The organism is Streptomyces sp. (assembly GCF_035563135.1).
Taxonomy (GTDB): domain Bacteria; phylum Actinomycetota; class Actinomycetes; order Streptomycetales; family Streptomycetaceae; genus Streptomyces.
In genome coordinates this window covers 1-5,620 of sequence record NZ_DATMVN010000611.1, presented here as the reverse complement: position 1 = coordinate 5,620, position 5,620 = coordinate 1, and the positions used below count along the sequence as shown (strand labels likewise).

General features: G+C 71.2%; 5 protein-coding genes and 1 pseudogene. 1 reads left to right on the top strand and 5 read right to left on the bottom strand.

The window, feature by feature from the left end:
• Positions 1–119: 119 nt before the first annotated feature.
• The 5 genes from VN520_RS27250 to VN520_RS27230 all read right to left on the bottom strand — a co-directional run bounded on the left by VN520_RS27250 (position 120) and on the right by VN520_RS27230 (position 4,923).
• A complete protein-coding gene (locus VN520_RS27250; protein ID WP_325749602.1) occupies positions 120–875 on the bottom strand; it encodes an SDR family oxidoreductase in 756 nt (251 codons plus the stop codon).
• A 4-nt stretch (positions 876–879) separates the two neighbouring features.
• Entirely contained in the window at positions 880–2,673 is a 1,794-nt protein-coding gene (locus VN520_RS27245) for a glycoside hydrolase family 15 protein (RefSeq protein ID WP_325749601.1), read from the bottom strand.
• 73 nt (positions 2,674–2,746) lie between these two features.
• Positions 2,747–3,550 (bottom strand): SURF1 family protein, encoded by an 804-nt coding sequence (locus VN520_RS27240; protein ID WP_325749600.1) that lies wholly within the window; start codon positions 3,548–3,550, stop codon positions 2,747–2,749.
• Between the two features lie 68 nt (positions 3,551–3,618).
• Positions 3,619–3,852, bottom strand: a complete 234-nt coding sequence (locus VN520_RS27235; RefSeq protein ID WP_073747930.1) for a hypothetical protein — start codon at positions 3,850–3,852, stop codon at positions 3,619–3,621.
• Positions 3,853–3,915: 63 nt separating this feature from the next.
• Entirely contained in the window at positions 3,916–4,923 is a 1,008-nt protein-coding gene (locus VN520_RS27230) for a DEDDh family exonuclease (RefSeq protein ID WP_325749599.1), read from the bottom strand.
• 359 nt (positions 4,924–5,282) lie between these two features.
• Between VN520_RS27230 and VN520_RS27225 the strand changes: the two are divergent.
• Positions 5,283–5,620, top strand: a pseudogene (locus VN520_RS27225) (sterol desaturase family protein); the annotation flags it as partial.

Genomic DNA, 5,620 nt, shown 5'->3' with positions numbered 1-5,620 from the left:
TGGACGAACTGCCCGCAGAGGTCCGGCTGAAGGCGGTCAAGCACCGTGCGGAACGCGTGAACTGACGGGGCGAAGCCCCGCGTGGAGCGGTCCGGGGCGGCCCGCTCCGCGCGGGAGCGTCAGAAACCGTGCCGGGCGCCGCCGTCGACCGGCACCATGATGCCCGTCAGGTAGGAGGCGGCCGGGGAGAGCAGGAAGGCCGAGGTCTTCCCGAATTCCTCCGGGGTGCCGTAGCGGCGCAGCGGGATGCGTGCCTCGTTGGCCTTACGGGACGCCTCCGCGTCGCCGGACAGGGCGTCGAGCTCGCGCACCCGGTCCGTGTCGATCCGGGCCGGCAGGACCCCGACGACCCGGATGCCGCGCGGACCCAGCTCGTCGGCGAGGGACTTGGCGAAGCCGGCGAGGCCGGGGCGCAGCCCGTTGGAGATCGTCAGACCGGCGATCGGCTCGTGCACCGACCCGGACAGGACGAAGCCGATGACACCGCCCTCGCCGAGTGCCTCGGCCGCCGTACGGGCCAGCCGTACGGCCCCGAGGAACACCGACTCGAAGGCCGACTGCCACTGATCGTCCGTGTTGTCGGCCAGGAAGCCCGGCGCGGGGCCGCCGACGCTGATGAGGATGCCGTCCAGTCGGCCGAAACGTTCCTTCGCGGCGTCCACCAGGCGCCGGGCGGCCAAGGGGTCGGCGTTGTCCGCACCGAGTCCGAGCGCGTCGGGGCCCAGCTCGGCGGCGGCCTCGGCGGCGGCCTGCTCGTCACGGCCGGAAACGATCACCTTCGCCCCGTCGGCGGCGAGGGCACGCGCGGTGGCGTTGCCCAGCCCCCGGGTCGCACCGGTGACGATGTACACACGGTCCTTCAGTCCAAGATCCATGCCCCTATCCTGCCAAGTCGGCACGGGCGAGGTCGACCGCGCTGTTGACCAGGCCGATGTGACTGAAGGCCTGCGGATAGTTGCCGAGCTGGCGCCCGGCCACCGGGTCGTACTCCTCCGCCAGCAGCCCCACGTCGTTGCGCAGGTCCAGCAGCCGCTCGAAGAGCACCTCGGCCTCGTCCCTGCGGCCCGTCCGCAGCAGGGCGTCGACCAGCCAGAACGAGCATGCGATGAACGCGCCCTCGTCACCGGGGAGGCCGTCCACCGACGCGCCCTCGGTGCTGTAGCGGCGGATCAGACCGTCGTGGGCGAGCTCGCTGCGCACCGCGTCGACGGTCCCGATCACCCTGGGGTCGTCGGGGGGCAGGAAGCCGGTGCGCACGATGAGCAGCGTCGAGGCGTCCAGCTCCCGGGAGCCGTAGTACTGGGTGAAGGTGTTGCGTACGGGGTCGTAGCCCTTCTCGCAGACTTCCGCGTGCACGGCGTCCCGCATCGCCCGCCACCGGTCGGCGTCACCCGGCAGACCGGGGTTCTCCTCCAGGGTGCGCACCGCACGGTCGGCCGCGACCCACGCCATCACCTTGGAGTGCACGAAGTGGCGGCGCTCCCCGCGGACCTCCCACAGCCCCTCGTCCGGTTCGCGCCAGGCGGCTTCCAGGAAGCCGAGCAGGCTGAGCTGCAGATTCCAGGCGTGTGTCTTGTCGTCGAGACCGGCCTCGCGGGCCACTCTGAGCGAGTCGATGACCTCGCCGTACACGTCGAGCTGCCGTTGCCGCACCGCCGCGTTGCCCGTACGGACCGGAGCCGAGTTCTCGTAGCCGCTCAGCCACGGCAGCTCCGTCTCCGGAAGTCTGCGTTCACCGGCGAGGCCGTACATGATCTGGAGGTCCGCGGGATCACCGGCCACGGCCCGCAGCAGCCAGTCCCGCCACGCGGCCGCCTCCTCCACGAACCCGGCCGAGATCATCGCGCCCAGGGTGAGGGTGGAGTCCCGCAGCCAGCAGTAGCGGTAGTCCCAGTTCCGTACGCCGCCGATCTCCTCGGGCAGCGAGGTCGTCAGAGCCGCCACGATCCCGCCGGTGGGGGCGTAGGTGAGCGCCTTCAGGGTGATCAGGGAGCGGAGCACCGCCTGCCGGTGCCTGCCGTGGTAGGTGCACCGCGCGGCCCATTTCCCCCAGTCGGCGAGGGTGTGCTTCAGCGACTTGTAGGGGTCGATCAGCTTCGGGCGCGGGGAGTGCGAGGGGTGCCAGGTGAGGACGAACGCCACGGACTCGCCCTCGGCGACCGTGAAGGAGGAGCACGTGCTGTACTGCTGGCCCCACGTCCTGACCGGCGGCTCGCTGCGCAGCCAGACGGAGTCGGGGCCCGCGATGGCCACGCGGTGGCCGTGCGAGCGGCGCATCCACGGGACCACGGAGCCGAAGTCGAACCGCAGCCGCAGCACGGAACTCATGTCGACGCTGCCGCTGACTCCCTCGACGATCCGCATGACATCCGGCGCCTTGTCGCGCTGCGGCATGAAGTCGATGACCTTCACGGTCCCGGTCCTGGTCTCCCAGAAGGTCTCCAGGACCAGGGAGTCGTCCACGTAGGCGCGCCGGGTGCAGGTCTCCGTGCTGTCCGTGCCCTGGGGGGCGATACGCCAGTGGCCGTTCTCCTCGTCGCCGAGCAGGGCCGCGAAGCAGGCGCCCGAGTCGAAGCGGGGCAGGCACAGCCAGTCGACGGAACCGTTCCTGCCGACCAGGGCGCCCGTCTGGAGATCGCCGATGATGGCGTAGTCCTCGATAGGTGGGGTCACGCTCTGGCGTCTTCCCGAACCTCGGCCTCGTTAAGCAGCGAAACCGGTACGAACGGGCCCGGCGTCACGGAGGTCAGGCGGTCGCCGGTTCCGGCCGGTCCGCCTTCTCGCCGTCCTCGGCGGCCTCGGCGGCTTCTTCGCGGTCGCGCTTCTCGCGGCGTACGAGGATGAACCAGCCGACGGGGACCCCCGCGGCGAACAGCCACCACTGGACGGCGTACGCCATGTGGGAGCCGATGGAGCTGTCGTCGGGGGCGGCGATCGTCTCGGGGCTGCCGTCCGCGGGCTCGGGACCGGTCAGCTCGACGTATCCGCCCAGCACGGGGCGGCCGAGCAGGTGCGACTGCTGCGAGCTGTTCATCAGCATCACCTGGCGGTCCGGCAGGCCTTCGAGGTCCTTGATGCCGCTGGCACCCGTCGTCTCGTCCGCCTTGAGCCGGCCCGTGACGGTGACCTCGCCGCGGGGCGGGGCGGGGACCTCCGGGTAGGCCTGCTGGTCGGCGGCGGCCGGCACCCAGCCCCGGTTGACCAGGACGGTGCCCCCGCCCTTGAGGTCCAGCGGGGTCAGGACGAGCACGCCGATGCGTTCGTCCCGCGAGGTACGGCGGCGCACGACCACCTCGTGCTCGGTGTCGAACGTCCCGGTGGCCGTGACGGCGCGCCAGTAGTCGGAGCGGGGCACCGTGTGCCCGGGAGAGGTGAGGCGGGTGACGGGGACCGGGTCCGCCTCCAGGTTCCGCGTGATCAGCGCGTTCTGCTCGACCCGGTGTTCATGCCGGTGGAACTGCCAGAAACCCAGCTCCACCATCGTGGGAATCATGGCGAGGACGAGGAGGGTGAGGATCACCCACTGCCGGGTCAACAGGAAGCGGTACACCCCATGACCGTACAACCGGGGCCATGGGGTGCGGCACGGAGGGTCCCCCGTGCGGACGGGACGGCCCGTCATACTTTGTCCACGATGCCCGCCCTTCCTTCGGCGCGGGCGCAGTGGCCGCCGCAGTACCAGTGGCCGTCGACCTCGACACCCTGGCCGATGACCTGGACCCGGCAGTGCTCACAGATGGGCGCCATGCGGTGGATGGCGCAGGAGAAGCAGTCGAAGACGTGCACCGCGCCCTGCGCGTGCACCTCGAAGGACATCCCGTAGTCGTTTCCGCAAACCTCACAACGTGCCATGCGCCACAGGGTGGAGCGCATGGCGGCGGCGGGCGAGCCGGTGCGGGGCGAGTCGCCGCCGGTTCACTCCGATGACGGTGACGGCTTCGGCACGGCGGCCGTCCCGGCCGGTGCCACATCCCTCAGCAGATGGGTGAACGCGCTCTCCTCCAGGATGGGGACGCCGAACGACCTGGCCTTCACCGTCTTGGACGTGGCCGAATCCGGGTCGTTGGTGACGAGCAGGCTGGTCAGCCGCGACACGCTGGTCGCCACGTGCAGTCCCGCCTCCACGGCGCGGTCCTCCAGGAGCTCCCTGTCGATCGAGGTGTCCCCGGAGAAGGCCACGCGCATGCCCTGCATGAGCGGTCTGTCCGGCTCGTAGCGCCCGGGATTCGGATAAGGGCACGCGGGGCGCTTGCGCGAGGGGCGCCAGCTGCCCTGTCCCTGCGACGGCCGGTACCCGGCGCGAGGGGTGACGGGGGAGTCGTTCCACTCCGTCAGCGGGCGGCACTCCAGCAGCGGCAGCCGCACCCCGTCCCTGGCCGCCGCGTGCAGGGACGGCCGGAACGCCTCGGCCAGCACCCGGGCGTCGTCCAGCGCGTGGTGCGCGTGCTGCTGCACCACACCGAAGTGCGCGGCCAGCGACTCCAGCTTGTGGTTGGGCAGGGGCAGCCGGAGCTCCTTGGCGAGCGCGATGGTGCACAGCCGCTGCTCCACGGGCGCGGTGACCGCCGCCCGCGCGTACTCCCGGGCGATCATCGACCAGTCGAACGCCGCGTTGTGGGCGACGAGGACCCGCCCGGCGAGCCGCTCGGACAACTGCGCGGCGACCTCGGGGAAGAGCGGCGCACCCTCCAGGACATCGCTGGTGAGCCCGTGGATCCATACGGGCCCGGGGTCCCGCTCGGGGTTGACCAGCGTGTACCAGTGGTCCTCGACGGTGCCTCTCGCGTCCAGGCGGTACACGGCAGCGGACACTATCCGGTCGTCGCGGGCGAGTCCGGTGGTCTCCACGTCGACGACCGCATACCCCTGGGGATACGCGGCCGGCCACGGCGCTGCGGTCTGACGGTCGTCGAGCATGGTCACAGAGAATACGGGCCGGGACCGACAACGGCCCATCCGGGCACCTCCCGCCGCGGACCCGCGGACGGCACCGGGCGGGGGACGACGGCGCCGGAAACGCGGGCCGGGCACGGCGGCCGGTGCCGTGTCCGGCCCGGGGGACAGCAGTGATCCGGCGAGCGTCCTGATGACCGTGGTGGCCGGGCGGATCAGCGCACCTTCCGTACCGGTCACGTGCGTTCCTCCCCCTCGACGGCGCGTGTGCCGGAAATCCTACGGGGGGCAGTTGGCGGAACCCGACAGATCCTGATGACGCCGCGTCTCGCATACTTGTCGGTAACAACGTCTATGCCCGGCGCCCCCGGCGGCCCTACGGTGCTCGGATGGAGCCGAACCTGCCCGATGTCGTGCTGTGGTCGATCCCGGCCTTCGTCCTGCTCACCGTCCTCGAAATGGTGGCCCACCGGCTCCATCCGGACGAGGAGGCCGCCGGGTACGACGCCAAGGACGCCGCCACCAGCGTCACCATGGGACTCGGCAGCCTGGCCTTCGACCTGCTGTGGAAGATACCCGTCGTCGCGATCTACGCGGCCGTCCACGAGCTGACCCCGCTGCGCGTCCCCGTCCTGTGGTGGACGGTGCTGCTGATGCTGCTCGCCCAGGACTTCTTCTACTACTGGTCCCACCGGGGCCATCACGTCGTCCGGATCCTCTGGGCCTG

Bases quoted from the DNA above. Each gene is read 5' to 3' on its own strand.
- VN520_RS27250 (WP_325749602.1), bottom strand. From the start codon at position 875: ATGGATCTTGGACTGAAGGACCGTGTGTACATCGTCACCGGTGCGACC.
- VN520_RS27235 (WP_073747930.1), bottom strand. From the start codon at position 3,852: ATGGCACGTTGTGAGGTTTGCGGAAACGACTACGGGATGTCCTTCGAG.